The organism is Rhizobium sp. MHM7A (assembly GCF_005862215.1).
Classification (GTDB): Bacteria; Pseudomonadota; Alphaproteobacteria; order Rhizobiales; family Rhizobiaceae; genus Rhizobium; species Rhizobium bangladeshense.
In genome coordinates this window covers 392,416-416,492 of record NZ_VCHT01000003.1, presented here as the reverse complement: position 1 = coordinate 416,492, position 24,077 = coordinate 392,416, and the positions used below count along the sequence as shown (strand labels likewise).

Here is a 24,077-nt window from a genome sequence, read left to right as displayed (position 1 = left end):
GGAGTCAGACGACGTTGTACCAATAGAACTTGCTGTCCACCGCCATCAGCGGGAAGGAGCGGGGCAGGGCGTCCTTGGCGATTTCGGTAAAGCCGTTCTTTTCGTAGAAGCGATGGGCGGCGACGAATTTGTCGGTCGTCCCGAGGAAGATATCGGCGAGGCCGACCGCCCTGGCATGGGCGAACATACGCTCGAGAAGCCGCGCCGCCACCCCATGCTCGCTGCCGCGGACTTCGGCGGCGACGAACATCTTGCGCAACGCCGCCTGGTTGTTGCCGATATCCTTCAGCCCGAGCGTGCCGACGATGGCGCCGTCCTTGACGGCAACCCAGAACTGGCCTTTGCGGGACTGGTAGAAATCCGGAATGACCCTGAGATCCGGCTGCGCATCGGCTGATATGTCGATGCCGAACTCCTCGCGCTGGATCGGCAGGATCACCGAAAGCACGTCATCGGCGTCGCCGGCGGCAAAGGGTCTGATTTCGATCTCCGCCATCAGCTCCTCCCGCCTCAGGTCTGCGTGCCGCCGACCGTCACCTGATCCATGCGCAGATGCGGCTGACCGACGCCGACCGGCACCCACTGGCCGGCCTTGCCGCAATTGCCGATGCCGGTGTCGAGCTTCATGTCGTTGCCGATCATCGACACCCGCTTCATCGCGTCCGGCCCGTTGCCGATCAGCATGGCGCCCTTGATGGGCGCGCCGATCTTGCCGTTCTCGATCAGATAGGCCTCGGTGCAGCCGAAAACGAACTTGCCCGAGGTGATGTCGACCTGGCCGCCGCCGAAGGAGACGGCATAGATGCCCTTCTTCACCGAGGCGATGATTTCATCAGGCGTCTTGTCGCCGCCGAGCATATAGGTGTTGGTCATGCGCGGCATCGGCACATGGGCATAGCCCTGACGGCGGCCGTTGCCCGTGGGCGCCATGCCCATCAGCCTGGCATTCTGCCGATCCTGCATATAACCGACGAGCTTGCCGTTCTCGATCAGCACGTTATAGCCGGACGGCGTGCCCTCGTCGTCGATGGTGATCGAGCCGCGGCGGTTGTCGATCGTGCCGTCGTCGACGACGGTGACGCCGGGCGCAGCGACGACCTGGCCGAGAAGGCCGGCAAAGGCCGACGTTTTCTTGCGGTTGAAATCGCCCTCCAGCCCGTGACCAACCGCCTCGTGCAGCATCACGCCCGGCCAGCCGGAACCAAGAACGACATCCATCGTGCCCGCCGGCGCGTCGATCGCCTCCAGATTGACGAGCGCCTGGCGCAGCGCTTCGTCGGCGCCGTACTGCCAGCTGCCCTCGGCAATGAAATCGCCGAAGCCGATGCGCCCGCCGCTGCCGTAGGACCCGCTCTCCTGCCGTTCGCCTTCGCCGACCACGACTGAGATGTTGATACGCGTCATCGGCCGGATGTCGCGCACGCGATGGCCGTCGGCGCGCAGGATGTCGACGACCTGCCAGCTCGCTGCGACCGAGGCCGTCACCTGCCGAACCTTGTCGTTCTTGCCCCTGAGATAGGCGTCTATGTCCTGCAGGACCTTGACCTTCTCCTCGAAGCTCGGCTGGCCGATCGGGTTCTGGTCGCCGTAGAATTTCTTGTTGGTGCCCTGGGGAGCGGCGGCATAGGTGCCGGAATAGCCGCGCGTCACCGCGCCCACCGCATCGGCCGCCCGTTTCAGCGCCGCCACCGAAAGATCGCCGGCATGGGCATAACCCACAGCTTCGCCGGCAACGGCACGAAGCCCGAAGCCCTGTTCGGTGTTGAAGCTGCCGCCCTTCAGCCGGCCATTATCGAAAGTCAGCGCTTCGGCCTGCGCATGCTCGATGAACAGCTCGCCGTCATCGGCGCCGGTGAGGGCCTCGGCGACGAGGCCGCGCATCGTGGCTTCGTCGGCGTCGAAAAGCGTCAGGAGATCGGTGGTCATGATGGGCTCCAATGGGCATGCGTTCGGGAATGCGCTTATTCCCTAGATAGGGCTCCATATAACAAGGAGTGAAGCCCTCAAGGCGAATATTATTTGTCGAGGGATGATCTCGGGAGGTGGGATGCGTCTCGAAGATGATGCAACCCGGTTGGTCGCTTTGCGTGGAGTAGGCGACGCCAACCACTCCGGCGGTAGGGCGTCGAGCGAGTTTTCCTTGTTAATGTGCGACTTGCGAGGCTGCCGACATCAACTCCTCGGAATTCGGTGCCGTGAATGTTTGGAGCCCAGCCTTCAGAACTTCAGTGAAGCTCCACCGTACGATGCCCTCCCGGTCGATCAGAAACTGACCGACAAGCTGCCCCTGGTCGGCGGTCATCATCTGCTGATCGGCTTCCGTAATTTGATATCCTTCCTTCTTGTTGAGAAATTCGGTCATTGCCCTCACGCCCACAGGCTCGGGCAACTCGCCCGGAAGAGTGAACCGTATCGCCATGAGCGTGTCGATCCCGACCTCGTGTAAACCGAAGGCTTGGTGCGAAGCCCGTACCGGGTCGGAAGCAGCAAGAAGATCGGGCATCGGATGGTAACGGAAATACAGGCGCGCGCGTTCGACCGGGGTGTTTACCACAGCCAGGGATTGGACGCCCTGCTCACGCAGCATCGGGTTGAGATATGCCATGGCCGCGACATGGCGGCGGCAGAACGGACAATGCAGGCCTCGAAACAAACCGATCAACAATGGACTGCGGCCGCGAAAATCATCAAGCGCGATCTTCCCCTCGCGCGAGATCGCATCAAACACAACGTTCGGGACCCGGTCGCCCGGTTGCAGCGGATGGTCGACATAGCGCGTGGACATGGACAACCTCCTTGCTCGGGGATCAGTCGAGAAATGGCGCCACGTGGAAGTGCTTCGAGGTCGAGATTGAGCGTTGCAAGGCCTGACCTCTCGTCTTACCGCACCGCCAGGATCCGATCCGAGAATGGTCCCACATTGGTCCGCAGGCAAGTGGTAAACAGCGTATCGTGAATTGAAAAAGTCCGGTTCCCACGAAGCCAACTTTTTAGCGGCATGGGGGGCCCTAGCGGAAATGAAGTGGAATGAGCGACAACATTCGCTCAAGTCGATAATTGGCCGACCTTTCTGCGAGTCGCCGTCACGGTGTTCCCCGGAGAGGTTTACAAGCCGCCGAAGAGGTGGCTGACTGAGGCCTATCCCAAACTGATCTACTACAATCGCGCGTCGAGGGGCGGGCACTTTGCAGCCTGGGAGGAGCCCGAAGTCTTCAGCGAAGAAATCCGGGCAGCATTCAGAACTTTGCGGTCTTGAATGTCCGAGCTTGGCGGGAAAGTCTGAGACTGCTCCGACACGCCGTCGATCGTGACGCGACACTGAGGGCCCTGCGGGAGCCAAGTAGGGTTGTTTATGAACCTAAGACCACGACCTTGCCGCAGAGCCATATCTTGCGATCAGCAGGGCGAGTGTGGCGACGATCAGGAGGTAGGCCAGCACGGCCTGCCATGCGCCCATGGGAAAGCCAACCAGCAGCAGCGTATCATTGCCTCCCGGAATCAGGAGCGCGCCTAGCCCCATGAGAAGGCCGCCGAGCATTCGCCTGATAATGTCGAGCCTGGTGGGACGTTTCAGGACGAAGCGACGATTCCGCAGGCGCGCTGAGACTAGGCTGCCGCCGAACATGCAGATGAAAATCAGGATGCCGGCGACGGGGATCGAGAGAATTGACCCAATCGTCGTCGTAATCGAAAAGCGCGGAGCCAAGACTGAAATTACCGCCGATGTCATGCCGATGGCGCACATCGCCAAGGTCAGCCGTTGGAAGTTCTTCCCGGAATTGAAGACGGAAAATCTCACCACCAGCAACGCCGCCAACGCAAGGATCAAGAGTTGCAGGCCAATCGGTGGCGCTGCGCTGACGGGCATTTGATTTACCTCGCCACCGATCAGGAATGCGAAGCAGAGAACCGCGAATACCCCGAGAAACGTAAAACCGAAGTCGATATCGCCATTCCCGAAATGCCCCACCGAGCCAAAGATGCAGGCGCCGTTCACATAGATGCCGACCCCGAATACGCACGCTGCGGCAGCCAAGTAGATCACAGGTGCCCAGACATCCTGCATTGTCGGCGACGCCCCGAGAACTGTGTAGCCGATCGCAGCCCACAGCGCGCATTCGACCAGGGCCACAAACCGGGCCGGCCTCTTCTGTTCAATGAGCTCTGTGGTCGCAATGACGGTACAAATCGACCCATGGTTCATCGCGAAGCCAAGCACGAAACTTAGTCCCCCGATCATTGCTGTTGCCAGCCAAAGCCCGGCACCCGTGGCGACAGTGCTCAAGGACAAGACGTTCACGAGGAACTCCTTCCGCAAACGGAATGTCTTTCACGACCGTCTCAAAGACGACGCTCGCCAATTGACAGGCGAGGAAAGCCGTCCGGCGACGGCACACTTGCCCATTGCGCGACGACCGCGCACGCATCATTGCACGTTCATCACGAGGACAATCTTGCCTTTCGGACGAGGAAGGCTTCCCTCCAGCATGAGATGGGCCTCCCTTGCTTGTTCGAAGGGCAATTTAGGCCCGATATGAACCTGAATCATCCCTTGGCTGACGAGCGATGATATTTTTCGCAAGCTCGCCGTGGAAACGTCAACGAGAAAGAAGCAAGCCGTGACCTCATAGCTTCAGCTAGGGCCCGGTCCGGAAGGGAACGGCGAAGACAAGTTTGCCGCCTTTCTTCAGAACCTGGAACGAATTGGCTGGCAGCTCAACCGCCTACGAAATCCATGACGCCAGTCTCAAAACAGCGCATATTCCGATAGCTCTATGGTGACGGCATTGAAATCGCGGTCGAGAGTGCCGTCCGGTTTGAGAGTGAATACGCTGCGTCGGGTAGGATACTTCAGGCCATCAACGTCGACGTAATCAGCGACAAAGTGCGCAGCCGGAGTGTCGGCCCAGACATCAACCGTATAGTCATGACGTCGAAGCAGCCCATTCGTGTCGAAGTAAAAGCGCTGTTCGCGCGTGTGGGTGGCGATGTTCTCGGGGAAGCGCACGACTACGCCGCGAAGCAATTCACCTGCCTCCTCGATCGGGGCAACGTCGCGCGCCTCAAATCCCGGCTCGCCGAAAACAAACGGCGTCGCATGGTAGGTCCACATCGCATAGCCATTGAAATAGGCCAGGTTCAGCGGGTCCCACTGCCCATCAAAGGTTCGATCAAACGCATCACGACCGTTGTCTCGCTCCGCGACGAGCGAACCGTCTCCAGCCGCAATCTCCGTATGGGCCGGGGTCCAGGTCATTGCCCAATCTGGCTCGCCAAAGGGCGTAACGCGAGTCCATTGGCGGCGGAACTCGGTCGTTGCTCGCCGAGGCACAGGAATTATCGGAGCGCCTTTCAGTTCCCATAGCTTTCCGCCGGTCAGTATGGTCGAGGCAATGCCGGTGAAGTTGCGCCAGCGCTCATGTCCGCCATGCGCCGTCAAGGCTTCCTCTAGCAGTGGATGCAGCGCACTGCTCATCGCCTCTCTCCTTCAGCGAAGTCCATGAAGAGATTACTCGCAAGTCTGCCCCAATTGCGACTATGGTGTATAGCATATTTTAGCTGAAAATGCGCGCCCGCCGCTTCCGCCGGACGCGTTGAAAGCAATGTGTCTTACGGTCGAGGCGACGGCCCGCTATTGGGCCGCTGATCTACCGGGTAGCACCCAATTGGGGCGTGGAAAATGGCAGGTGTAGCCGTTGGGGTAGCGCGCCAAGTAGTCCTGGTGCTCCGGTTCGGCCTCCCAGAAGTCCCCCACTGGCTCCACCTCGGTCACCGCTTTGCCCGGCCAGATGCCGGAAGCGTTGACGTCGGCAATGGTGTCTTCGGCTATTCGCTTCTGTTCGTCGTCGACGTAGTAAATCGCCGAACGATAGGAGAGGCCGATGTCGTTGCCCTGCCGGTTTTTTGTCGTTGGATCGTGGATCTGGAAGAAGAACTCCAGGATCTGCCTGTAGCTGATGATTTTAGGATCGAAGATGATCTCGATGCTCTCGGCGTGGGTCCCGTGATTGCGGTAGGTGGCGTTCGGGACGTCACCGCCGCTGTAGCCCACACGGGTCTCGATGACGCCGGGAAGTTTGCGGATCAGGTCTTGCATTCCCCAGAAACAGCCACCGGCCAAAACAGCTCTGCTGATCATTCAGATATCCTCCACTTGTTCGATGAACGCCCCGTAGCCCTGCGCCGCCATGTGCTCACGGGGGATGAAACGTAATGCCGCGGAATTGATGCAATACCTGAGGCCGCCCCGGTCGCGCGGGCCGTCCGTAAACACGTGGCCCAGATGGCTGTCGCCATGCTCGGAGCGCACCTCGGTGCGAATCATGCCGTGCGAGCCGTCCCGTAGCTCCCGCACATTCGCCGGCACGATCGGTTTGGTGAAACTTGGCCATCCACAACCAGAATCGAACTTGTCGGACGAGGCGAATAGCGGTTCGCCGGATACGATATCGACATAGATCCCCGGCCGCTTGTTGTCGTTATACTCTCCCGTGAAGGGGCGCTCGGTGCCATTCTGCTGCGTTACTCGATACTGCTCGGGCGTCAGCTTTCCGATTGCCTCGTCGGTCTTTGCGTAGGCCATTTCCTTTCCTTTCCTCGGTGATTTGCCGGAACCCGCCATTGCGATCGATGGGTATCTCACTGCGAAGCCGGCACGGTGGCGGAGGCATCGACAGATTGCCTCCGCGGTCAATTGGGGCGGCGCCGGTGCTATGGCTCAAGCGCAGCCTGCGGCGTGTTGCGAAAGCTGATGGCCATGCGATTGTAGCTGTTCATCAGGCTGATCGCGATTGTTAAGTCAACAAGCTCCCGTTCGTCGAACACGGCTCTGGCTTTCCCGTAGGCCTCATCCGGTACGCCGGTCTCTGCCACGCGCGTCACCGTCTCCGCCCAGGCGAGAGCGGCCCGTTCACGCGCATCGAAGAGTTCGCCGGCTTCCGCCCAGGCTTGCAGCAGGGCGATCTTTTCAATCTTCTCGCCCTTTTTCAGCAAGGTGCGTGTGTGCATGTCCAGACAGAAGGCGCAGTTGTTGATCTGGGAAACGCGAAGATAGACCAGTTCGACCAGCGTCGGGGAAAGGCCGCTCTGCGAGACGTATCCGTAGATCCCGCCAAGGGCCTTGGCGCCGGCTGGTGCGATCTGGTTGTAATCAAGGCGCTTGCTCATCTTATTGCTTCCTTTCTGCGGTATTGCTCTCTTCGGCCGCAGTGGTCAGCGCTTTCTCCTCGGAGTTGGCGACGAACACGGCGAGCAGCTTTGCCGGTTTGGTCTTGCTGGCATTGCGGCTGACGAGATGGCGGGCTGCCGGCGGCTCGTACCAGCTTTCGCCGGCGTCGTAGCGCTGGATCCGGCCGTCGTTTACCTTCGATTCGATCTCTCCGGAGAGGACGTAGGCGAAGATAAAGGCCGAGTCCGCGTGCGTGTGCGGAACGGAGGCTCCGCCCGGTGGATAGTCAACGACCAGCGCTGTCAGTGTCTTTCCGGGAATGTTCGGTATCGCGTGTTCGAAATGGGGCGTGACGACATCGCCTGGCCCATGAGCAACTGCGGGTGTGGCAATGGCGAGAATGGCGCAGGCTGCGCCGATGAATCGTGCATTCATGATGGCTTTTCTCCCTTGCAGGTGTTGAACATTGTTTCCTTCGCGACGGTCCTACCTGTCGCTGTAATGCATAAAGGGCATCGTGCCGCTCGAAGCCCCGGTAATGACGGCCGTTCCCATTGTCTCAGGCATGGCATTTCCTTTCGGGTTTTGGTGGACGCCGCCCGGACCAATACGATTGTGGGCTGCGATGACGGGAATATGAGCCTGAGAAGAGTTGCCCGGTAGCGAGCGAAAGCGAGAGTGAGACTCTCGTTTTCCATCAGCCCCGCTTCAGGTAACGAGAGGCGGGGTCGCCGTTGACGAGGTCGAAAAGCAGCGCGTTTCGGGCGTTTTCATATCGCATCCAGCCATCAGCCTCAGCGAGTGAGGGGATGGTGACGGGCTCGCGAAGATCAAACCCTACCATCGCGGCATCGACGAAGTCCTGTGGCGTCATCACGCCGGGCAGAGGTTCGGGCCGACAATCATCCCATGGCCAGCCATGGGTCAGTGTGGCAGCCGCGATGACGAGTTGCACATAGACGTTATCGGGCACCAATTCGGCTTGCAACGTTCGGGTCAGCGCGATGACGAAGGCCTTGGTGGCACCATGGGCGCCTGTGGCGAACTCGGGGGCCAGACCAACCGCCGACGCAACATTCACAATCGCGCCGTTGCGCCGCATCACCATGCTTCTGGCTGCCGTTGCCGTGAGCCAGGCGTGGACCTTGATGTTGATATCAAGCAGCCGATCGAGACTTGGCGTCCTGCCATCAACAATCGATCCATCGATTGGCAGCTCGAGATTGTTGATCAGGAGGTCGAGGCCTGGGACCTCGGCCTCGACATCTTTGAGGTGACGTTCCCTTGTCAGGTCGGCGACGCGGACTTCAATACGTGCATCGGTTTCGCGCTGTAGGATACGCGCAAGCGCGGTCGGACGCTGGCCGCGATCGGCTACGAGCACGAGGTCGTAGCCACGGCGCGCCAGGCGATCGGCGTAGACCAGCCCAATCGCGCAGGATGCATGAGTGATGAGAGCCTTGGGGCGTGTTCGCGACATGACTTTCGTCCTTTCGCGATCGGTCTATCGGTTTCCGTGCCGTTGGAAACTTGCCGAATTCGAGAGGCTGCCTCTCAGGTTCCCTTGCTACCGTGTGCAGCAGCATTGCGCGATCTTTGAAGCGCTAACCCGGGATCCCAATCGTGAGAGGGTGATTCCATATCTATCCAGGAGGCCAACATGGACACGCATTTCAAACGCAAGATCGCCTTCGCCTTGTCGATGGGTATCGTAACGACAGGGCTGATCTCTTTCACGCTGCTCGCGCTCAATCTCGGCTTCTCGAAAGGGTTCGTCCTGACATGGCTCCGCTCGTGGAGCATAGCCTATCTCATCGTCATCCCGGCCATCCTGCTGATCGGCCCGCGTCTTCAGGCGCAAGTTGACCGCGTCGTTCGCTGACGCGCCGACACGGAGCTACTGACATGACCAGGACCACGCTTGGAAAGCTGCTTGCGGCTGCCGCGGTACTTTCCGCCATTACGACAACAACGCACGCTCAGAACTACGGGGCTCCACCGAGGGCAAACATCAGCTTCATTCAGATCGACAAGGACATCACCCTGAGAAGGATGGTCGTGGGCAATGCGAAGCCAAAGGGAACGGTTCTCTTCCTGCACGGCTTTCCGGAAACCATGTATGCCTGGAAGGAGGCTTCCCTGGCTCTCGGCGACGACTACGAGGTCCACGCTTTCGACTGGCCCGGCTACGGGTTTTCCTCGCGCCCGGCGACTGACCGCTTCTCGTATGCGCCGACGGATTATGCGGATGTACTGGACGGCTACCTCGAGAGGGCGCACATCGACAGGTCCAGGCTCACGATCTACGGCACGGATATCGGTGCCCTCCCGGCGCTTCTCTTGGCCTTGAAGAAGCCCGACATTGCGCGAACCATTATCGTCGGTGACTTCGCGCCCTTCGACCGCCCGACTTACATGTATGCGAGCCTGCAGAAGCTGAAGGAGAAGTCGTCCGCGGATCAGGCGCGGGAGGAACTCAACAGGAACCGCGCCGACATTCTCGAGAACGCTTTCAGGAGAGGGCTGGCCAAGGAGGCGCAGTTCGAACTCTCTGCCCGGTTCAGGAACGACATGGCGCAGGGCTGGTCCAATGGCGCGCTCACGACAGCGGACGCCTTCGCGAGCTATTACGCGCATTTCACCAGGGACCAGGCGTATTTCGAGGCCAATCTGGAAAAGCTCAGGACCCCGGTGAAGGTGGTCTGGGGCGAGAAGGACCTCTACATCAAGAAGGAAATGGGCAAGGAATTCGCCGAACGGATCGGGGCCAAGCTCTCGGTCCTTCCCGACATCGGTCACTATCCGCATCTCCAGGATGTGGGGCGGACGGTCCAAGAAGTGCGGACATCATTCCAGTGACGGGACATCGCCATAGTTGCTGCAGGCGGCACGAAGCCGGGGCAGGACCCAATCAATGAAGGCACGCACCTTGAGGGCGAGCAGGCCCTGACGCGAATAGACGATGTGGATCGGCTTGGGCTCGCCGCCATAGTCCTTCAAAATCTGCACAAGCGCGCCCGAGGACACTTCTTCCGGAACCTGATAGTCGAAGAGGCGGGCGATCCCGGCACCGTTTCGCGCGGCGGCAACGCAGTTGGCCGCCGTGTTGACCTCGATCCGGGTCCGCGGCATCGCCTCGACAGACTTCCCGTCGATCTCGAAACTCCAGAAGAACGACCGGTTGTGGAACATGATCCCGTCGTGGCTGGTGAGTTCGGTGGGATGTTGAGGAATGCCATGCCGCTCCAGATAGGCGGGGCTTGCGCAGGTCAACAGACGGAATTCGCCAGCCTTTACGGCATAGAGCGAACTGTCGACCAGCTCACCCAGCCGAATGGCGATATCGACCTGCTCGTTGACCAGATGAACAGACCGGTCAAGTGAGAGAACATTCAATGTCACCTCCGGATGCTTGCTCATGAAGTCGAGAACAATCGGCAGCACATACCGGTGGCCAAATTCAATCGGCATCGTGATGGTCAGCAGTCCCCGCGGCGTCTGGTACTCACCTGATGCCCTGCGTTCGACCTCTTCAAGATCGGCGATGATCTTGCGTGCGGCGTCGACATAGTCACGCCCTGCATCGGTCAGCTGTAGGTTGCGACTTGTTCGGATGACGAGATTGGTGCCGAGGTACCGTTCCAGATCGGCGACCTTGCGGCTGACGCTCGGCAGCGGCGCGTTCAGCTTGCGACTGCCCGCCGACAAGCTCCCGGCGTCAACAACCGCAAGCAGAACCCGCATTGCATCAAGCCGATCCATGACATCCCGCCGATTACAAGCCTCGATGTCGAGGATATGAGAAATCTGCTTCGGTGAATAGCGGCACAACCACCTGCGGAACTGATATCCCGGCTGGCTGTTCCCCGGCCATTCACTTTGCAGCTCTACCTGACCTCGGCGGCGCAGAACCGCTTCACTATCCTCTGACGAGCATCGAGAAGGTGGTTCTCATTTTCACTGGGTACCGGCCTGGGCTCGCGGCCGGTAATTTTCACCCATTCGATCAACCGACGCTGTCGGCTTCACGAAGATAGCTGGCTCAGTGACGAAACTCCGAAAGGTGAACACGATGGACAGAACCTTCTATGTCGGCGTGTCTGCTGCTCTGTTTGCAGCCTTTGCCTTTTCTCTCAACTTCGTCGTGCCCTTCATCATCGGTGACTATTCCAACTTTGATTTCGCCCTCATTCGTCATGTCGTCTCAGCGCTGGTCGGACTTTACATTCTGCTTTCGCAGAAGGGCGTCGTGCGCCATCTCACGCTTGGCAATTGCTTGCAGGCCATCTGGCTCGCTTTCATTGGATATGTCGGCTATTTCCTGACGGTGACGGGAGCTGCGGTCTTTGCTGGCCCGGTCATCGCTCCGGCCTTTCTCGGTCTGGTACCGATCGTCCTGATGGTCATTGGCAACCAGCGCCAGGGATCATTGCCATGGCGGTCGCTTATGATGCCGTTGGCGCTGGTGGTGGTCGGCCTTGCTCTCGTCAATGGCACGTCATTCACAGCCGAGGGACTGGACTCCGTTAGATCAATGTGGATCGGCGTGCCACTGGCGCTCGCTGCAGTGGGCCTTTGGTGCTGGTTCGCGCTTGCAAATCAGGCCGCACTCGCCGCCCGGCCGGATGTGCACTCGAGCGTGTGGTCGGCGCTGATACTGGTGGGCGGCGGCGTCTTGATGCTGGCCTTCTATCCCTTCGGTGCCGCCATGAACCTCTTCCAGCTTCCGACTTTGGGATTTGGATGGAGCGCCGCCGGCAATCTGTACCTTTGGGGCGCATCTTTCGCGCTGCTGGCAACCGTAGGCGGCGTCTTGGCCTGGAACATCGCATCACGGAGCCTGCCCGTTGCATTAGCCGCGCAATTGATCGTTTCGGAAACCGCCTTTGGCGTTATCGGAGGGCTTGTCGTCCATGCCCGTTGGCCAACCCCGATCGAAGTCGCTGGAGTGGTTGTCCTCATCGCGGGCGTGGTTCTGTCAGTGCGGATTTTCTACAATCGCCAATTCGCGTGGGGAAAGGCAGTCCTGGCGCATGAGTGATCTGCTGTTGGCAGGCCAGTGACAGACACTTAGCGGAAAGGCAGTCAAGTTTAATGCAATGGTCCGCTGTTGACGCAACACGCGCCACCTGGTCAGTGCGCCGCATTGTCGCTTTCAAGACACCGCTTTGGTGGACTGTATCACCGAGATGAAGGCGCAAAGCGGCCGCTCGGGTGTGTGTTCATCCGCGAGAGTGGGACACGAAGGAGGGGGCGAGACCCGTGGCTCGACTCCGCAGCAGCTGAAAATGCGGGCTTACGGCAGGCCGCCAGCCCTCACGGCAGCGCGTCAAAGCCTTCGGCGAAACCTTTGAGGTCGACGGGGATGCCGATGCCTTCTTCCGGGGTCTGGAAGACGATGAAGGTCGCCTGGGCGCCGCTGCGGAAGGTCTTGAGCAGTTCGTCCTCGAGCACGACCTCGGCATAGCAGCCGTCGGCGAAGCAGCGCACGAAGTAGGCGCGGCCGATATCCTTGCCGTCGACATTGAGCCCGAGGCCGTTCGGCAAGAGCACGCCGAGGGGGGCGAGCACGCGCAGGATCTTCGACTTGCGGTCGGCCGTCTTCAGCACGACGACGGACAGTCCGACTTCCGGCCGGTCCTCGGCAATGACGTTCTGCATCAGCGCGCATTGTTCGGCCGCCGCACCGGCCGGCTTGTCGCAGACGACGGACCAGGCGCCATGATTGGATTTCACCGTGCCCGGCGCCTGTGGCTGCGTCTGGCCGGGCGTCACCTGTCCGGCATTCGGGCTAGCGGCGTTCGGTTGCTGCGGGGCGGGGGCAGGGGCGGCCGGTGCCGGTGTGGAGGGGTTGGCCGGGGAAGGGGCGGGTTGCTGCGCAAAGAGGGGCGTCGTCGCCGCGGCCGCGATGCTGGCGGTCACGACGAGCGACTGCGCGAGGGAACGGAAACCCATGGAAACCTCTGGATATCGAATCATTGCGGCTATTGTTGAAGCCGCCCACCGGAAATGAAAAGCCCCACCCCGTGAAAACCGGGGGACTACGGCAGAAATTGGACCTTTACAACATATTGTGCGGCGGCCGGATTGGCCGGAAAGGCGTTTTTTCATATGCTGATGAAAAACTTGGGATGTTTTGCCGTCCGAGCCTGCCTGCTCTTTAAGCGAAAATGCCGCACAGACAATTGCTCTGGCCTGTTGCGGCAAATGCCAAACTGTGGTTTGAAGCGCTGAAGATGGCAAGGATTCTGCATCCGTTTTTGCAGGTCAAGCGCTCGAGGGAGATAATAAGGTGATGAAGAAGGCTTATGCAGCTCTGACCGCGCTGGTCTGTCTGCTTTTTGCTTCCGGTACATATGCCGACCAGCCGACGCCGTGGCAGGCAACGCTGCAGCCGGCGGCGACGCCGATCATGCGGGAAATCCAGTGGTTCGAACAATATACCCTGTGGTTTATCGTTCCGATCACGCTCTTCGTTCTGATCCTGCTCATCGTCGTCTGCTTCAAGTTCCGCGCCAGCGCCAATCCGGTGCCTTCGAAGACGAGCCACAACACGCTGATCGAGGTCATCTGGACCGTGGGGCCGGTCCTGGTGCTGCTCCTTCTCGCCATTCCCTCCTTCAATCTTCTGACGGCGCAGCTGACGCTGCCGGAAAATCCTGACGTCACGGTCAAGGCGACCGCCACGCAGTGGCAGTGGAACTACGAATATGAGGGCTCGGGCGAAACACCGCTCGCCTTCGATTCCTACCTGCTGAAGGATCAGGACCGCGCGGCCGCCGGCAAGGAAGACAAGTCGGTCTACCCGCGTCTTCTCGCCGTCGACAACGAGCTGGTCCTGCCGGTCAACAAGACGGTTCGCGTCCTCGTGACCGCGGCACCTACCGACGTCATTCACGCATTCGCCATGCCGTCCTTCGGCGTCAAGATCGACGCCGTGCCGGGCCGTCTGAACGAAACCTGGTTCAAGGCCGACCGCGAAGGCCTGTTCTACGGCCAGTGTTCCGAGCTCTGCGGCAAGGACCACGCGTTCATGCCGATCGCCATCCGCGTCGTCTCCGAGGACAAGTACAGGCAGTGGCTGACCACGGCCGCCAGCGACCTGCCCGGCGCCTACAAGACACTCATGGCCGCAACCGATGGTCCCGCAAAGACCGTCGACGTTGCCAAAGCACAGTAATTAAAGGGATCGGGACAATGGCTGGACCTTCCGCTCACGACGATCATTCTCACGCCCACCACGACCACGCGCATGATGATCACGATCATGATCACGGGCACAAGCCAAGCTTTGTTAATCGCTGGCTGTTCTCGACCAATCACAAGGACATCGGCACGCTCTATTTGATCTTCGCGATCATCGCCGGCATCATCGGCGGCGCGCTGTCGGTGGCCATGCGCATGGAGCTGCAGGAGCCGGGCATCCAGATCTTCCACGGCTTGGCCTCGATGGTCTACGGCTATGAGGGCGATGCCGCCGTCGATGGCGCCAAGCAGATGTTCAACATGTTCACGACGGCGCACGCGCTGATCATGATCTTCTTCATGGTCATGCCGGCGATGATCGGCGGCTTCGCCAACTGGATGGTGCCGATCATGATCGGCGCGCCCGATATGGCCTTCCCGCGCCTGAACAACATCTCCTTCTGGCTGATCGTTCCGGCCTTTGCTCTTCTGCTGCTTTCGATGTTCGTTGAAGGTCCCGCAGGCGCCTATGGCGCCGGTGGCGGTTGGACGATGTATCCGCCGCTGTCGACGAGCGGCATGCCGGGACCGGCCGTCGACCTGGCGATCTTTGCGCTCCACATTGCTGGCGCCTCGTCGATCCTGGGTGCGATCAACTTCATCACCACGATCCTCAACATGCGCGCTCCCGGCATGACGCTGCACAAGATGCCGCTGTTCGCCTGGTCGGTGCTGATCACCGCCTTCCTCCTCCTTTTGTCTCTGCCGGTTCTGGCGGGCGGCATCACCATGATGCTCACCGACCGCAATTTCGGCACGGCCTTCTTCTCTCCGGAAGGCGGCGGCGATCCGATCCTCTACCAGCATCTGTTCTGGTTCTTCGGTCACCCCGAGGTCTACATCCTCATCCTGCCGGGCTTCGGCATGATCAGCCACATCATCTCGACCTTCTCGAGGAAGCCGATCTTCGGCTACCTCGGCATGGCCTACGCCATGGTCGCGATCGGCGCCGTCGGCTTCGTCGTCTGGGCCCACCACATGTACACGGTCGGCCTCTCGCTCGACGCCCAGCGCTACTTCGTCTTCGCCACGATGGTCATCGCCGTTCCGACGGGCGTGAAGATCTTCTCCTGGATCGCGACGATGTGGGGCGGCTCCATCTCGTTCCGCACGCCGATGCTCTGGGCGATCGGCTTCATCTTCCTGTTCACGGTCGGCGGCGTCACCGGCGTCCAGCTCGCCAATGCAGGTCTGGACCGTTCGCTGCATGACACCTATTACGTGGTGGCTCACTTCCACTACGTTCTGTCGCTCGGCGCTGTCTTTGCGATCTTCGCCGGCTGGTACTACTGGTTCCCGAAGATGACCGGCTACATGTACAATGAGTTCGTCGGCAAGCTGCACTTCTGGATCATGTTCATCGGCGTCAACCTGGTGTTCTTCCCGCAGCATTTCCTCGGCCTCGCCGGCATGCCGCGCCGCTACATCGACTACCCCGACGCTTTTGCCGGCTGGAACTACGTGTCGTCGATCGGCTCCTACATCTCGGCCTTCGGCGTGCTCGTCTTCCTCTTCAGCGTCTTCGAAGCTTTCGCCAAGAAGCGCGTTGCCGGAGAAAATCCGTGGGGCGTGGGCGCAACGACGCTCGAATGGCAGCTGCCTTCGCCGCCGCCCTATCACCAGTGGGAACAGCTGCCGCGCATCAAGTAAAATGCGCTGATATCGGGACGCCGCATCGAATACGGCGTCCTGACATCGAGACATTCAGGACGGAATGATGACGGTCATCGACAATCACGAGGCGCTTGCAGAGGACGGCGAATTGTCGGAAGCGAGCGCGCGCGATTACTTCGAACTGCTGAAGCCACGGGTCATGTCGCTCGTGGTCTTCACGGCCTTTGCCGGCCTGGTGCTGGCGCCGGGCCATATCAATCCCGTTCTCGGCCTGATCGCCATCCTCTGCATCGCCGTCGGCGCCGGCGCCTCCGGTGCGCTCAACATGTGGTACGATGCCGATATCGACGCCATCATGAGTCGCACGGCCAAGCGCCCGATTCCGGCTGGCCGTGTCGCACCGTCGGAAGCGCTCGCTTTCGGCCTGGTGCTGTCAGGTTTCTCGGTTGTCATACTCGGCCTTGCGGTCAACTGGCTGTCGGCCGGCATCCTCGCCTTCACGATCTTCTTCTACGCCGTCATCTACACCATGTGGCTGAAGCGCTCGACGCCGCAGAACATCGTCATCGGCGGTGCTGCCGGGGCGTTTCCGCCGATGATCGGCTGGGCCTGCGTCACGAATTCGGTGACGATCGAAAGCATCATTCTCTTCCTGATCATCTTCCTGTGGACGCCGGCGCATTTCTGGGCGCTCGCCCTCTTCAAGATGCGCGATTACGAGGCCGTCGGCGTACCGATGCTGCCGAACGTCGCCGGCGAGCGGGTCACCAAGCATCAGATACTCGCCTATGCGGTGCTGACGGCCATCTGCGCGGTCCTGCCGTCCTTCGCAGGCTTCGCCAGCGCCGGTTACGGCCTGGTCGCCGCTGCCCTCGGCGCGGTCTTCATCTACTGTTCCATCGCCGTCTGGCGCATGCCCGACGGCGATCTGAAAATGATCCCGGCAAAGAAGCTCTTCGCCTTTTCGATCTTCTATCTGTTCGCCGTATTCTCCGCCCTGATGATCGACCGGCTGGCTGCCATGCTGGTTTCGCAATTGGGAGGCTCGTTCTGATGGATCTCGTCAAGCTCACCGAAAAGCAGATGAAGTCGCGCCGCAACCGCAATATCGCTCTCGGGCTGGTGCTGGCCGGCCTCGTCGTCCTCTTCTATGCGATCACGATCGTGAAGATTGGCGGGGGGACGGCCGGATGAGCGAAAAGGCCGCCGCGAAGAAGCAGGGCCGCAATAACGGCGCCGTCGTCATGATGTGCCTGAGCTTCGTCTTCGGCATGGGGGCGATGAGCTATGCCGCCGTGCCGCTCTACCGCATCTTCTGCCAGGTGACCGGCTATAACGGCACGACCCAGCGCGTCGAGCAGATGTCGAGCGTCGTTCTCGACCGCAAGATGCGCGTGACCTTCGACGCCAATGTCGCTCCCGGCCTGCAGTGGAATTTCAAGCCGGTCGAGCGCGAGGTCAACCCGAAGATCGGCGAAACCATCCAGGTCAATTTCGTCGCCGAGAACCGGTCGAACGAGACCCAGCGCGGCCAGGCGGTGTTCAATGTCACGCCGGGCGAAGCAGGTGCCTATTTCAACAAGGTGCAATGTTTCTGCTTCACCGACACGGACCTGAAGCCGGGCGAGAAGCTGGAAATGCCGGTCGTGTTCTATATCGACCCTGACATCGTCAAGGCAGTGGAATCGAAGGATATCCACACGGTGACGCTGTCATACACGTTCTATCCGAAAGAGGGCCCGAAGCCTGTCGCTTCGAATGAGGGTGGAGCGGTAAAGATTGAAAAGAAACTTTGATCAAGGCTCGTTTCCGGCTATGCCGGAGGCGAAGTGAGGAAGACATCCGGGGATAACCACATGGCCGATGCGCATCAGAAGAACCACGATTACCACATCATCGATCCGAGCCCGTGGCCGATTCTCGCCTCGCTCGGCGCCTTCATCATGGCGCTCGGCGGCGTGTGCTACATGCGTTACCTGAACGGCGGCTCCTTCAAGATCGCCGGCGCCGAACTCGCCAATCCCTGGCTTTTTTATATCGGCCTCGTGCTGGTTCTTTACGTCATGTACGGCTGGTGGGCCGATACGGTGAAGGAAGCCCATGAGGGCGCCCACACCCGCGTCGTCTCGCTGCACCTGCGCTACGGCATGATCATGTTCATCGCTTCCGAAGTGATGTTCTTCGTCGCCTGGTTCTGGGCCTATTTCGACGCCAGCCTCTATCCGAACGAAGCGATCCAGGCCTCGCGGCTCGCCTATACCGGCGGCGTCTGGCCGCCGAAGGGTGTCGAGGTCCTCGATCCCTGGCACCTGCCGATCTACAACACTGTTATCCTGCTGCTCTCGGGCACGACGGTCACCTGGGCGCACCATGCGCTGCTGCACAATGACCGCAAGGGCCTCGTCCAGGGCCTGACGCTGACGGTGCTGCTTGGTATTTTCTTCTCCTGCGTGCAGGCCTACGAATATGCCCACGCTCCGTTCGACTTCAAGAACTCGATCTACGGTGCGACCTTCTTCATGGCGACCGGCTTCCACGGTTTCCACGTCCTCGTCGGCACGATCTTCCTTCTGGTCTGCCTGCTGCGCGCCCTGCGCGGCGACTTCACCCCGAAGCAGCATTTCGGCTTCGAGGCGGCGGCCTGGTACTGGCATTTCGTCGACGTCGTCTGGCTGTTCCTGTTCTTCTGCATCTACGTCTGGGGCGGCTGGGGCGCTCCGGTCGCCGCAGGCTGATCGGGACGGAATAAATGCAAAAGGCGGGCTCGGTGCCCGCCTTTTTTGTCTGGGGAGTCCGCTACCGTCATTGTCGGGTTTGACCCGGCTATTCGTGCGGCGAGCGCTGAGGTCGCGGATACAAGCGAGTGCCGACATAAGCTCAACGTTCTTCGTGCCGGGTAAGACCCCGCGTGGATGCTCGGCTCAAGACCACTGCTGTCAGGTTCATGCGGACGCTTGCCCCCACCCTAACCCTCTCCCCGTAAAAACGGGGCGAGGGGACATGCCCAGCGAGAGATCGGCGAGGGACGGAGAGTTCGGGGCATATTCCATCGGCCCGCTTACGGGGAGAAGGTGGCGGCAGCCGGATGAGGGGCTGGCCGCCCTCCGGCGTCGAAAGCAAAATCCCTATAGAGGGAAACGGTCAATCGTCGTCCGATCCGGCGCCATCAACGGACGACTGAATGTCCTTCGCCATTAGCGGGCTGCTTTGGCCGGCATCGACCATGAGCCAGCCCAGCTTTTCATAGAAGGGGACGGCATCTGGCGCGGCGTGGACCTCCAGACGTTCAAGGCCGTGCTTGGCCGATAGTCTCTCGACTTCCGACATCAAAATCCGCCCGAGCCCCTGTCTCTGATACTCCGGCGTGATGGCGACAAGCCGCACGATACCGGTCGCGTCATTCGACAAATCGAGGCGCACCGTGCCGAGAGCAACGCCGTCTTTCCTCAGCAGGAGTGGTATATGGCTCGTTTCATGCTCATCCGGGTGATTGTCATCGTAGCCATCGAGGCCGCGCAGATCGAACAAGACGTGCCGCCGGATGGCATGATAGGCTTGCCAATCCTCAACTTCTTTCACCTGCAGAAGTTCAGTGCCCATCACCGCCCTCCAGCGATCCGGTCGAAGGCCGAGGGCTCTGATATGCCGAGGTCGAGCTGGTGGCGGATCGCCTCGGCGCATTCGAGCGCCGTCAGCACCGATGTATCGACTTCCATGTCATAGATGCCGGGGCGGTGCACCTCCTCCTGCCAGCGCTGCACCGGTTCGGGAACCGGCACGTTGTCGGTGGCGCGAAGATATAGGGTCTCGCGGCCTTCCTGCTTGATCTCCCGCCGTTGCATGATCGTCTCGATTGGACAGCGCACACCGACGAACAGCACGGGAAATCCCTCCAGCCGCCGGGCGCAATCGGCAAGAATGCCGAGCGGCTGCGAATAGCTGTCGTGATGGCCGAGATCGGCGACCACATTGAGCCCAAATCCGGCGTGAATGGCAATCGATTCATAGAGTGCCGCATAGAGGAACGGCACGAGTTCCTCGAGATCCGGCCGCTCGCCGCCGGGCCTCAGGCCGATGCCGGGCAGATAGCGTTTCGGCGTCATGGCATTGTAGGCGTCGACGCCGAGGTTGATCCACGGCCCCTCGAATTCGTCCTGAATTGCGCGGGCGATGCTGGATTTTCCGCTTCTCGGCGCACCGTTCAGGATGACGATCTGTCCGGCGTGGCTGTCATTGGTCATCAGTCTTCTTCTTCTGTTTGGCGCGAATCGCTCAGGAGACGCCGCACGGCATTTCCATTCGGGATGCGAATACTTTATGGGAGAGTTAAGGCAGCATTGAATGCAGCGGTCGAAAGAGGCCGCTGGAAGGAACAGCATGAGCGAGGACAGCGCGCAATTTCCCCCCGTCGATCCGGTGAAAACCGGTATCAAGGGCTGCTGCCCGCGCTGCGGCAATGGCAAGCTGTTCGACGGCCTGCTCGGCCTGAAGCCGCGCTGCGCCTCCTGCGGCCTCGATTATTCCTTTGCCGATTCCGGAGACGGTCCCGCCGTCTTCGTCATCCTCATCGTCGGCTTCATCATCATCGGCATGGTGCTATGGCTGCAGGTAAATTACGGGCCGCCGATCTGGGTGCATATCCTCATCTTCGGGCCGCTGACGATCATCCTGTCGCTTCTGACGCTGCGCTGGTTCAAGGGCATCCTGATTGCCATGCAGTACCGCCACAATGCCCGTGAAGGACGCCTGAGTGACTGATACTTCACATGCAGCGCCGCGCCGCCGGCTGCCCGTGATGACGGGTATCCTGGTGCTGATCTCGCTCGCAATCCTGATTTCGCTCGGCACCTGGCAGGTGGAGCGTCTCTATTGGAAAGAGGGTCTGCTCGCCGATATCGCCGCCCGCCAGGCTGCGGCGCCCGTGCCGCTCGCCGACATCGAGGCGATGGCGGCCTCCGGCGGCGACATCGAATACCGCAAGGTCACCGCCATCGGCCGCTACATCAACAACAAGGAGCGGCACTTCTTCGCCACCTGGCGTGGCCAGACCGGCTTTTACGTCTACACCCCGCTCGAGCTTTCCGACGGGCGCATCCTCTTCGTCAATCGCGGCTTCGTTCCCTACGAGAACAAGGAGCCGGAAATGCGCATGCAGGGCCAGCTGACCGATCAGCAGACGGTCACGGGCCTCGCCCGCGCAAAGCTTGCCGGCAAACCCTCCCGGCTGGTGCCCGATAACGATGTCGCCAGGAACATCTTCTATTGGAAGGATCTCGACGTGATGGCCGAGAGCGTCGGGCTGGATAAGGCGCGCGTCATCCCCTTCTTCGTCGATGCGGATTCCACCCCCAACCCGGCCGGCCTGCCGATCGGCGGCGTCACCCAGGTGGACCTGCCGAACGACCACCTGCAATATGCCCTGACCTGGTACGGGCTTGCCGCCGTGCTCGTGGTCGTGGTGGCGATCTCCTGGTTTCGCAAGGAGGCCAAGCCGCCGCGGCAATAGTATCGCTTCAATTCTCTGCCATATTGGGCTAGAGGTCCCTAAACCTCTCAATCCGGAACAGACATGAATATTGCGGCGAAACCTCCCTTGACGATCAGGCTCTGCGGCCCCCGCGGTTTCTGCGCCGGCGTCGACCGCGCCATCCAGATCGTCGTGCTGGCGCTGAAATCCTACGGCGCGCCCGTCTATGTGCGCCATGAGATCGTCCACAATCGTTATGTCGTCGAGGGGCTGGAGGCCAAGGGCGCCGTCTTCGTCGAGGAGCTGGACGAGATTCCGGCCGAGCATCGCGCCCAGCCGGTGGTCTTCTCAGCCCATGGCGTGCCGAAATCGGTGCCGGAGGATGCGGCGAGCCGCAATCTCTTCTATCTCGACGCCACCTGTCCGCTGGTCTCCAAGGTCCACAAGCAGGCGATGCGCCACAACCGCCTCGGCCGCCACGTCGTCCTCATCGGCCATGCCGGCCACCCGGAAGTGATCGGCACGATGGGGCAGTTGCCGGAGGGCGCGGTTTCGCTGATCGAGACGATCGAGGATGCCGAGGCCTACGCCCCCGCCGATCCCGACAATCTCGGCTATGTCACCCAGACGACGCTGTCGGTCGATGATACCGCCGGCGTCATCGCCCGCCTCCAGGAACGCTTTCCCAAGCTGACAGCGCCCGCAGCGGATTCGATCTGTTATGCGACGACCAACCGCCAGGAAGTGGTGAAGCAGGCGGCCCCCGGCTGCGATCTCTTCATCATCGTCGGGGCGCCGAATTCGTCCAATTCCAAGCGCCTCGTCGAAGTAGCGCTGAGGGCAGGGGCAAAGAAATCGATCCTGGTGCAGCGCGCCGCCGAGCTCGACTGGGAGGAGATCGGCGCGATTTCGACGCTCGGCCTTTCCGCCGGTGCCTCGGCGCCTGAGGTCATCGTCAACGAGATCATCGAAGCTTTCCGCGCCCGCTTCGATGCCCGCGTCGAGCTGGCCGAGACGGTGCAGGAAACTGAAAACTTCCTGGTCAACCGCGAATTGCGCAGTATCGAGCTGACGGCAGCCGACATGGCCTTCGTCAACGGTTAGGCCGCCATCGCGGCCCAGCAATCCACCATCCATAATACAGAGACGAGACCTCCCTTGGCAGTCTACACCGATATCGCCGAAGACGATCTGAAATGGTTCCTGACGGAATATGATGCAGGCACGCTGCTCTCCTACAAGGGCATCGCCGAAGGCGTCGAAAACTCCAATTTCCTGCTGCATACCTCCAAGGCCCCGCTGATCCTGACGCTCTATGAGAAGCGGGTGGAAAAGAGCGACCTGCCATTTTTTCTCGGCCTGATGCAGCATCTCTCGGCCCGAGGCCTCTCCTGCCCGCTGCCGCTGCCGCGGCGCGACGGCGCGCTGCTCGGCTCGCTCTCCGGCCGCCCGGCCGCGTTGATTTCCTTCCTCGAAGGCATGTGGCTGAGAAAGCCGGAGGCGAAGCACTGCCGCGAGGTCGGCAGGGCGCTCGCCGAAATGCATGTGGCCGGCGAGGGCTTCGAGCTGAAACGTCCGAATGCGCTGTCGATCGACGGCTGGCGGGGGCTCTGGGAGAAATCCGAGGCGCGCGCCGGTGAGGTCGAGCCGGGCCTGCAGGGCGAGATCCGCAACGAGCTCGATTTTCTCGCCGCTGCCTGGCCGAAGAACCTGCCCTCCGGCGTCATCCATGCCGACCTCTTCCCCGACAACGTCTTCTTCCTTGGCGATGACCTCTCCGGGCTGATCGATTTCTATTTCGCCTGCAACGACCTGCTCGCCTATGACGTCTCGATCTGCCTGAATGCCTGGTGCTTCGAGAAGGACGGCGCCTACAACATCACCAAGGGCACGGCGATGCTCGAGGGTTACCAGAGTGTCAGGCCGTTGAGCGGCGAGGAGATCGCTGCCCTGCCGGTGCTCTCGCGCGGGTCGGCCCTTCGCTTCTTCCTGACGCGGCTCTATGACTGGCTGACGACGCCTGAGGGCGCCATGGTCACCAAGAAGGACCCGCTCGAATATTTGCGCAAGTTGCGCTTCCATCGCCAGATCAGCTCTCCGGCCGAATACGGGTTGAGCCTATGAAACATGTCGATATCTTCACGGACGGCGCATGCTCCGGCAATCCCGGTCCCGGCGGCTGGGGCGCCGTCCTGCGTTACGGCGAGATCGAAAAGGAGCTTTGCGGGGGCGAGGCGGAGACGACCAACAACCGCATGGAACTGATGGCGGCGATCTCGGCGCTGCAGGCCCTGAAGAGCCCTTGCGAAGTCGACCTCTATACCGATAGCGCCTATGTCAAGGACGGCATCTCCAAGTGGATTTTCGGCTGGAAGAAAAACGGCTGGAAGACATCGGACAAGAAGCCGGTGAAGAATGCCGAGCTCTGGCAGGCGCTGGAGGAAGCCCGCAACCGCCACAAGGTGACGCTGCACTGGGTCAAGGGCCACGCCGGCCACCCGGAAAACGAACGCGCCGATGAACTCGCGCGTAGGGGCATGGAGCCGTTCAAGAAGGGCAAGGCGGTTTCGTTTTGAAGGGTGG

General features: G+C 60.8%; 28 protein-coding genes and 1 pseudogene. 15 read left to right on the top strand and 14 right to left on the bottom strand.

Annotated elements, in window-relative coordinates; all coding sequences use genetic code 11:
• Positions 1–4: 4 nt before the first annotated feature.
• The 3 genes from FFR93_RS14955 to FFR93_RS14945 all read right to left on the bottom strand — a co-directional run bounded on the left by FFR93_RS14955 (position 5) and on the right by FFR93_RS14945 (position 2,785).
• On the bottom strand, positions 5–496 hold the full coding sequence (locus FFR93_RS14955) for a GNAT family N-acetyltransferase (RefSeq protein ID WP_138393781.1): 492 nt from the start codon (positions 494–496) through the stop codon (positions 5–7).
• Between the two features lie 14 nt (positions 497–510).
• Positions 511–1,926, bottom strand: a complete 1,416-nt coding sequence (gene tldD / locus FFR93_RS14950; RefSeq protein WP_138393780.1) for a metalloprotease TldD — start codon at positions 1,924–1,926, stop codon at positions 511–513.
• 217 nt (positions 1,927–2,143) lie between these two features.
• On the bottom strand, positions 2,144–2,785 hold the full coding sequence (locus FFR93_RS14945) for a peroxiredoxin-like family protein (protein WP_064706347.1): 642 nt from the start codon (positions 2,783–2,785) through the stop codon (positions 2,144–2,146).
• A gap of 291 nt (positions 2,786–3,076) precedes the next feature.
• Between FFR93_RS14945 and FFR93_RS41445 the strand changes: the two are divergent.
• Positions 3,077–3,256: pseudogene (locus FFR93_RS41445) on the top strand (epoxide hydrolase); the annotation flags it as partial.
• Between the two features lie 102 nt (positions 3,257–3,358).
• Here the strand turns inward: FFR93_RS41445 and FFR93_RS14935 are convergent.
• The 7 genes from FFR93_RS14935 to FFR93_RS14900 all read right to left on the bottom strand — a co-directional run bounded on the left by FFR93_RS14935 (position 3,359) and on the right by FFR93_RS14900 (position 8,648).
• A complete protein-coding gene (locus tag FFR93_RS14935) occupies positions 3,359–4,300 on the bottom strand; it encodes a YeeE/YedE thiosulfate transporter family protein (RefSeq protein WP_246661314.1) in 942 nt (313 codons plus the stop codon).
• 447 nt (positions 4,301–4,747) lie between these two features.
• Positions 4,748–5,476: a hypothetical protein gene (locus tag FFR93_RS14925; RefSeq protein ID WP_171049190.1), complete on the bottom strand. Its 729-nt coding sequence runs from the start codon at positions 5,474–5,476 to the stop codon at positions 4,748–4,750.
• Between the two features lie 156 nt (positions 5,477–5,632).
• Complete coding sequence (gene msrA / locus FFR93_RS14920) at positions 5,633–6,139, bottom strand: peptide-methionine (S)-S-oxide reductase MsrA (RefSeq protein ID WP_138393778.1); 507 nt, start codon at positions 6,137–6,139, stop codon at positions 5,633–5,635.
• On the bottom strand, positions 6,140–6,583 hold the full coding sequence (msrB, locus tag FFR93_RS14915; RefSeq protein WP_064706352.1) for a peptide-methionine (R)-S-oxide reductase MsrB: 444 nt from the start codon (positions 6,581–6,583) through the stop codon (positions 6,140–6,142).
• Positions 6,584–6,711: 128 nt separating this feature from the next.
• On the bottom strand, positions 6,712–7,167 hold the full coding sequence (locus FFR93_RS14910; protein ID WP_064706353.1) for a carboxymuconolactone decarboxylase family protein: 456 nt from the start codon (positions 7,165–7,167) through the stop codon (positions 6,712–6,714).
• 1 nt (position 7,168) lies between these two features.
• Positions 7,169–7,603: a cupin domain-containing protein gene (locus tag FFR93_RS14905; protein ID WP_064706354.1), complete on the bottom strand. Its 435-nt coding sequence runs from the start codon at positions 7,601–7,603 to the stop codon at positions 7,169–7,171.
• Positions 7,604–7,865: 262 nt separating this feature from the next.
• Entirely contained in the window at positions 7,866–8,648 is a 783-nt protein-coding gene (locus FFR93_RS14900; RefSeq protein WP_064706355.1) for an SDR family NAD(P)-dependent oxidoreductase, read from the bottom strand.
• 180 nt (positions 8,649–8,828) lie between these two features.
• Between FFR93_RS14900 and FFR93_RS14895 the strand changes: the two genes are divergently transcribed.
• Positions 8,829–9,050, top strand: coding sequence for a DUF2798 domain-containing protein (locus FFR93_RS14895; protein WP_064710912.1), 222 nt, complete (start codon positions 8,829–8,831; stop codon positions 9,048–9,050).
• Positions 9,051–9,073: 23 nt separating this feature from the next.
• Positions 9,074–10,027, top strand: a complete 954-nt coding sequence (locus FFR93_RS14890; RefSeq protein WP_138393777.1) for an alpha/beta hydrolase — start codon at positions 9,074–9,076, stop codon at positions 10,025–10,027.
• Here the strand turns inward: FFR93_RS14890 and FFR93_RS14885 are convergent.
• On the bottom strand, positions 10,016–10,930 hold the full coding sequence (locus FFR93_RS14885; RefSeq protein ID WP_064707017.1) for a LysR family transcriptional regulator: 915 nt from the start codon (positions 10,928–10,930) through the stop codon (positions 10,016–10,018). The genes FFR93_RS14890 and FFR93_RS14885 overlap by 12 nt on opposite strands.
• Before the next feature lie 310 nt (positions 10,931–11,240).
• On the opposite strand from FFR93_RS14885, the gene FFR93_RS14880 reads away from it, so the two are divergent.
• A complete protein-coding gene (locus FFR93_RS14880; protein ID WP_064710914.1) occupies positions 11,241–12,209 on the top strand; it encodes a DMT family transporter in 969 nt (322 codons plus the stop codon).
• Between the two features lie 275 nt (positions 12,210–12,484).
• Here FFR93_RS14880 and FFR93_RS14875 read toward each other — a convergent pair whose 3' ends face one another.
• Positions 12,485–13,147: an invasion associated locus B family protein gene (locus tag FFR93_RS14875; RefSeq protein ID WP_138393776.1), complete on the bottom strand. Its 663-nt coding sequence runs from the start codon at positions 13,145–13,147 to the stop codon at positions 12,485–12,487.
• Positions 13,148–13,463: 316 nt separating this feature from the next.
• Here FFR93_RS14875 and coxB point away from each other — a divergent pair, with 316 nt between their 5' ends.
• The 6 genes from coxB to FFR93_RS14850 all read left to right on the top strand — a co-directional run bounded on the left by coxB (position 13,464) and on the right by FFR93_RS14850 (position 18,762).
• Positions 13,464–14,348 (top strand): cytochrome c oxidase subunit II, encoded by an 885-nt coding sequence (gene coxB / locus FFR93_RS14870; protein ID WP_064706360.1) that lies wholly within the window; start codon positions 13,464–13,466, stop codon positions 14,346–14,348.
• Positions 14,349–14,365: 17 nt separating this feature from the next.
• On the top strand, positions 14,366–16,063 hold the full coding sequence (gene ctaD, locus FFR93_RS14865; RefSeq protein ID WP_064706361.1) for a cytochrome c oxidase subunit I: 1,698 nt from the start codon (positions 14,366–14,368) through the stop codon (positions 16,061–16,063).
• Positions 16,064–16,130: 67 nt separating this feature from the next.
• On the top strand, positions 16,131–17,081 hold the full coding sequence (locus FFR93_RS14860) for a heme o synthase (protein WP_064707018.1): 951 nt from the start codon (positions 16,131–16,133) through the stop codon (positions 17,079–17,081).
• The gene (locus tag FFR93_RS40880; RefSeq protein ID WP_092752087.1) at positions 17,081–17,221 is read left to right on the top strand and encodes a hypothetical protein; all 141 of its coding nucleotides are present in this window, start codon (positions 17,081–17,083) and stop codon (positions 17,219–17,221) included. Before FFR93_RS14860 ends, FFR93_RS40880 begins: the two co-directional genes overlap by 1 nt.
• Positions 17,218–17,823, top strand: coding sequence for a cytochrome c oxidase assembly protein (locus FFR93_RS14855; RefSeq protein WP_138393775.1), 606 nt, complete (start codon positions 17,218–17,220; stop codon positions 17,821–17,823). Before FFR93_RS40880 ends, FFR93_RS14855 begins: the two co-directional genes overlap by 4 nt.
• 60 nt (positions 17,824–17,883) lie before the next feature.
• Entirely contained in the window at positions 17,884–18,762 is an 879-nt protein-coding gene (locus tag FFR93_RS14850) for a cytochrome c oxidase subunit 3 (protein ID WP_064706363.1), read from the top strand.
• A gap of 406 nt (positions 18,763–19,168) precedes the next feature.
• On the opposite strand, the gene FFR93_RS14845 is transcribed toward FFR93_RS14850, so the two are convergent.
• On the bottom strand, positions 19,169–19,627 hold the full coding sequence (locus tag FFR93_RS14845) for a GNAT family N-acetyltransferase (RefSeq protein ID WP_138393774.1): 459 nt from the start codon (positions 19,625–19,627) through the stop codon (positions 19,169–19,171).
• Positions 19,627–20,268 carry a chloramphenicol phosphotransferase gene (locus tag FFR93_RS14840; RefSeq protein ID WP_138393773.1) on the bottom strand — a complete coding sequence of 214 codons (642 nt, stop codon included), beginning with the start codon at positions 20,266–20,268 and terminating at the stop codon, positions 19,627–19,629. The genes FFR93_RS14845 and FFR93_RS14840 overlap by 1 nt, the downstream gene beginning before the upstream one ends.
• Before the next feature lie 136 nt (positions 20,269–20,404).
• On the opposite strand from FFR93_RS14840, the gene FFR93_RS14835 reads away from it, so the two are divergent.
• The 5 genes from FFR93_RS14835 (at position 20,405) to rnhA (ending at position 24,070) form a co-directional block, all read left to right on the top strand.
• The gene (locus tag FFR93_RS14835; protein WP_064710916.1) at positions 20,405–20,785 is read left to right on the top strand and encodes a DUF983 domain-containing protein; all 381 of its coding nucleotides are present in this window, start codon (positions 20,405–20,407) and stop codon (positions 20,783–20,785) included.
• Positions 20,778–21,533, top strand: a complete 756-nt coding sequence (locus FFR93_RS14830; protein WP_138393772.1) for an SURF1 family protein — start codon at positions 20,778–20,780, stop codon at positions 21,531–21,533. The genes FFR93_RS14835 and FFR93_RS14830 overlap by 8 nt, the downstream gene beginning before the upstream one ends.
• A gap of 63 nt (positions 21,534–21,596) precedes the next feature.
• On the top strand, positions 21,597–22,598 hold the full coding sequence (ispH, locus tag FFR93_RS14825; protein ID WP_138393771.1) for a 4-hydroxy-3-methylbut-2-enyl diphosphate reductase: 1,002 nt from the start codon (positions 21,597–21,599) through the stop codon (positions 22,596–22,598).
• A gap of 54 nt (positions 22,599–22,652) precedes the next feature.
• Positions 22,653–23,618: a homoserine kinase gene (locus FFR93_RS14820; protein ID WP_138393770.1), complete on the top strand. Its 966-nt coding sequence runs from the start codon at positions 22,653–22,655 to the stop codon at positions 23,616–23,618.
• Positions 23,615–24,070 carry a ribonuclease HI gene (gene rnhA, locus FFR93_RS14815; RefSeq protein ID WP_138393769.1) on the top strand — a complete coding sequence of 152 codons (456 nt, stop codon included), beginning with the start codon at positions 23,615–23,617 and terminating at the stop codon, positions 24,068–24,070. Before FFR93_RS14820 ends, rnhA begins: the two co-directional genes overlap by 4 nt.
• Positions 24,071–24,077: the final 7 nt, after the last annotated feature.

Coding starts and splice junctions, on each gene's coding strand:
- FFR93_RS14850 (WP_064706363.1), top strand. CDS start 17,884: ATGGCCGATGCGCATCAGAAGAACCACGATTACCACATCATCGATCCG.
- FFR93_RS14955 (WP_138393781.1), bottom strand. CDS start 496: ATGGCGGAGATCGAAATCAGACCCTTTGCCGCCGGCGACGCCGATGAC.
- FFR93_RS14905 (WP_064706354.1), bottom strand. CDS start 7,603: ATGAATGCACGATTCATCGGCGCAGCCTGCGCCATTCTCGCCATTGCC.
- FFR93_RS14875 (WP_138393776.1), bottom strand. CDS start 13,147: ATGATTCGATATCCAGAGGTTTCCATGGGTTTCCGTTCCCTCGCGCAG.
- FFR93_RS14845 (WP_138393774.1), bottom strand. CDS start 19,627: ATGGGCACTGAACTTCTGCAGGTGAAAGAAGTTGAGGATTGGCAAGCC.
- FFR93_RS14835 (WP_064710916.1), top strand. CDS start 20,405: ATGAGCGAGGACAGCGCGCAATTTCCCCCCGTCGATCCGGTGAAAACC.
- FFR93_RS14880 (WP_064710914.1), top strand. CDS start 11,241: ATGGACAGAACCTTCTATGTCGGCGTGTCTGCTGCTCTGTTTGCAGCC.
- FFR93_RS14945 (WP_064706347.1), bottom strand. CDS start 2,785: ATGTCCACGCGCTATGTCGACCATCCGCTGCAACCGGGCGACCGGGTC.
- ispH (WP_138393771.1), top strand. CDS start 21,597: ATGAATATTGCGGCGAAACCTCCCTTGACGATCAGGCTCTGCGGCCCC.
- FFR93_RS14900 (WP_064706355.1), bottom strand. CDS start 8,648: ATGTCGCGAACACGCCCCAAGGCTCTCATCACTCATGCATCCTGCGCG.
- tldD (WP_138393780.1), bottom strand. CDS start 1,926: ATGACCACCGATCTCCTGACGCTTTTCGACGCCGACGAAGCCACGATG.
- ctaD (WP_064706361.1), top strand. CDS start 14,366: ATGGCTGGACCTTCCGCTCACGACGATCATTCTCACGCCCACCACGAC.
- FFR93_RS14885 (WP_064707017.1), bottom strand. CDS start 10,930: ATGGATCGGCTTGATGCAATGCGGGTTCTGCTTGCGGTTGTTGACGCC.
- FFR93_RS40880 (WP_092752087.1), top strand. CDS start 17,081: ATGGATCTCGTCAAGCTCACCGAAAAGCAGATGAAGTCGCGCCGCAAC.
- FFR93_RS14855 (WP_138393775.1), top strand. CDS start 17,218: ATGAGCGAAAAGGCCGCCGCGAAGAAGCAGGGCCGCAATAACGGCGCC.
- FFR93_RS14910 (WP_064706353.1), bottom strand. CDS start 7,167: ATGAGCAAGCGCCTTGATTACAACCAGATCGCACCAGCCGGCGCCAAG.
- coxB (WP_064706360.1), top strand. CDS start 13,464: ATGAAGAAGGCTTATGCAGCTCTGACCGCGCTGGTCTGTCTGCTTTTT.
- msrB (WP_064706352.1), bottom strand. CDS start 6,583: ATGGCCTACGCAAAGACCGACGAGGCAATCGGAAAGCTGACGCCCGAG.
- FFR93_RS14895 (WP_064710912.1), top strand. CDS start 8,829: ATGGACACGCATTTCAAACGCAAGATCGCCTTCGCCTTGTCGATGGGT.
- FFR93_RS14840 (WP_138393773.1), bottom strand. CDS start 20,268: ATGACCAATGACAGCCACGCCGGACAGATCGTCATCCTGAACGGTGCG.
- rnhA (WP_138393769.1), top strand. CDS start 23,615: ATGAAACATGTCGATATCTTCACGGACGGCGCATGCTCCGGCAATCCC.
- FFR93_RS14890 (WP_138393777.1), top strand. CDS start 9,074: ATGACCAGGACCACGCTTGGAAAGCTGCTTGCGGCTGCCGCGGTACTT.
- FFR93_RS14860 (WP_064707018.1), top strand. CDS start 16,131: ATGACGGTCATCGACAATCACGAGGCGCTTGCAGAGGACGGCGAATTG.
- FFR93_RS14925 (WP_171049190.1), bottom strand. CDS start 5,476: ATGAGCAGTGCGCTGCATCCACTGCTAGAGGAAGCCTTGACGGCGCAT.
- msrA (WP_138393778.1), bottom strand. CDS start 6,139: ATGATCAGCAGAGCTGTTTTGGCCGGTGGCTGTTTCTGGGGAATGCAA.